Annotated in this window: 4 protein-coding genes (1 of these 4 running past the window's edge); 1 reads left to right on the top strand and 3 read right to left on the bottom strand. The window is 35.0% G+C overall.

Going from position 1 to position 2300, the window contains the following annotated elements:
• Nucleotides 1-345 precede the first annotated feature (345 nt).
• Nucleotides 346-561, bottom strand: a complete 216-nt coding sequence (locus tag V7659_RS25135) for a twin-arginine translocase TatA/TatE family subunit (RefSeq protein WP_335542847.1) — start codon at nt 559-561, stop codon at nt 346-348.
• Nucleotides 562-572: 11 nt separating this feature from the next.
• Entirely contained in the window at nt 573-1595 is a 1023-nt protein-coding gene (locus V7659_RS25130; RefSeq protein WP_335542849.1) for a M42 family metallopeptidase, read from the bottom strand.
• 250 nt (nt 1596-1845) lie between these two features.
• Between V7659_RS25130 and V7659_RS25125 the strand changes: the two genes are divergently transcribed.
• A complete protein-coding gene (locus V7659_RS25125; protein WP_335542846.1) occupies nt 1846-2157 on the top strand; it encodes a hypothetical protein in 312 nt (103 codons plus the stop codon).
• A gap of 102 nt (nt 2158-2259) precedes the next feature.
• Here V7659_RS25125 and corA read toward each other — a convergent pair whose 3' ends face one another.
• Nucleotides 2260-2300, bottom strand: the 3' end of a protein-coding gene (gene corA, locus V7659_RS25120) for a magnesium/cobalt transporter CorA (protein WP_335542845.1). Its footprint extends 898 nt past the window's final position; only the last 41 of its 939 coding nucleotides appear in the window; the start codon falls outside the window, past its right edge; it ends in the stop codon at nt 2260-2262.

Genomic DNA, 2300 nt, shown 5'->3' with positions numbered 1-2300 from the left:
GAAAAAATCAAAGAATTATTAAAAAAGTAATAAGCAACAGTTAAAAAACTAATTCTAGCGGAATTAGTTTTTTTCATTTTTTCTTATTGGGAACAGATTGTAAATAATTTCAGTTGTTAAAATGGCTTAATAAAGGGAACATTTAAGAATGATAATCAATGAGGAGGTTTAAAATGAAAAGAAAAAATTTAATGATGACTACCGTTGCACTTGGCGCAGCATATTTACTCCGAAATCCAAAATCCAGGAAAAAATTAATGAATCAAGTTCAATCGTTCACAAAAAAATAATATCCAAAAAACATCCCCATCAAGTGATTGAAGGGGATGTTTTCTGGAGTTAGAATTACTTCTTTAAATTAATTGTACCTTGATGTGTTTCTTTAATATCTTCTTTTATTTCTTCCCTTATATCATCCGCAATTCCATCAGTGGCTTTTTTAAATTCACGAATCGAACGGCCAAAGGCACGGCCAATTTCAGGGAGTTTGTTTGGACCAAAGATGACTAAAGCTACGATTAAAATCAAAATTAATCCTGGTACACCAATATTTGAAAACATATTTTCATCTCCTACTGGATTAAATCCGCCTGCACGTAATGATACAGTAGTTTTGCAGTATTTTCAATGGAAGTTTCATGTGTTCTCTCGAAAGCATGTGAAGAATCGATGCCAGGACCGATTAAGCCATGGACAATATCATGACCAGAGCGGATTGCAGCTGACGCATCTGAACCATAGAAAGGATAAATATCTAATTTATAATCGATATTGTTCTCCTCGGCAAGTCGGACTAATTTCTTTCTCAATTCAAAATGATATGGTCCACTTGCATCCTTCACACAGATGGAAACAGTATATTCATCAGTTGATTGTCCGTCGCCCATTGCTCCCATATCGACTGCTAAATATTCCACAGTTTCGGGAGTAATATTGGAGTTACCACCGTATCCGATTTCTTCATTGTTAGAAATTAAAAAATGCGTTGTATGGGGCAAGGTGATATTTTCCATCTTAATTTGTTTCATTAATTGTAGAAGAATAGCCACACTTGCTTTATCATCCAGATGACGCGATTTAATATAACCACTTGGTGTGATTTCTACACGGGGGTCAAACGATACAAAATCACCCACTTCAATTCCAAGTGCACGAACTTCTTCAGCATTATGTACCTTTTCATCAATTCTTATCTCAATATTGGCCTGATTGCGCTCAGCTTTCCCTGCATCTTTATAGACATGGACAGAAGTTTGGTGCATTAAAATGGTTCCCGTAATTTTTTTTCCGCTGCTTGTTTCAATTTGACAGTATTCGCCTTCAATAGAGTTAAACTTAAATCCGCCAATTAGATCGATCTTTAAGCGTCCATTAGATTTTACTTCTTTTACCATTGCACCAAGTGTATCCACATGTGCTGTCAGCATCCGATGTTTACTTGAATCCTTTCCTGCAATTGTCGCGATTAGCCCTCCTTTACGGTTTCTATATGTTTTAATTTGTAATTCAGCTAGGAATTTTTCAACATAGGTAATAACTTCATTTGTATTCCCAGAGGGGCTTGGAATGGAAACTAAATCGGCTATTAATTTCATTGTTTCTTTTGTATTTGTAATTACCACAGCAACTGCTCCTTTCTAAATAACCTCTGCATACTATTATACATAATTATGACTTTCATGTGTTTATTCGCAATGATGGTTAACTATTACAAAGACAATGCATAACTTAACAAGTGTTAATTTTTTTCAAATGGATTAAAAAAATTAGGTTTGGGCATTAATGAAGTATTCGAACTATTTGGAAAAATTTATGCTGTGTCAGCAACAATTGGAGGAGAAAAAATTGACCAGAACTGAACTATACCATCCAAAGCCGAAACATTCCTTTATAAAAGGTTTATTTATATTAATAATCATGTGCCTTGTAGTAACTGTGGGTTTCTTTGTATTTCGATACTATTATCAAAACACAATTAAAATCGAAGCTCCGTTAGAAAACCCTTGGCCGAAGGTGGTCATTCAACTGCCAAATGGACAAAAGGTATATACTTATGAAAAATTCATTTTCAAAAAAGATGGAAAAACCTATTATAAAGGCGAGAGGAACACGATTGATTTAACAGGTGGTACCGTTGACTATGAAGAGTGGAAATGAACATCGACTTGGGAAAAGAAAGGACTAGCGGCCGGAGCTAGTCCTTATTTCATGCCTGAACGGCTTATGCCTGTCGCACCTAATCAGATTTTTCCGCTTTTGTTATTTAAACCAACCTTTCTTCTTAAACCAAAGAGACATGC

Origin of the sequence: Neobacillus drentensis, from assembly GCF_036966985.1 — a bacterium.
Lineage (GTDB): Bacteria > Bacillota > Bacilli > Bacillales > Cytobacillaceae > Neobacillus > Neobacillus drentensis_E.
The sequence above is the reverse complement of the archived record's forward strand: the minus strand, read 5'-3'. Positions and strand labels throughout refer to the sequence as shown.

What these genes read in the sequence shown, in the direction of transcription:
- V7659_RS25135 (WP_335542847.1), bottom strand. Translation starts at nt 561, where the DNA reads ATGTTTTCAAATATTGGTGTACCAGGATTAATTTTGATTTTAATCGTA.
- V7659_RS25130 (WP_335542849.1), bottom strand. Translation starts at nt 1,595, where the DNA reads ATGAAATTAATAGCCGATTTAGTTTCCATTCCAAGCCCCTCTGGGAAT.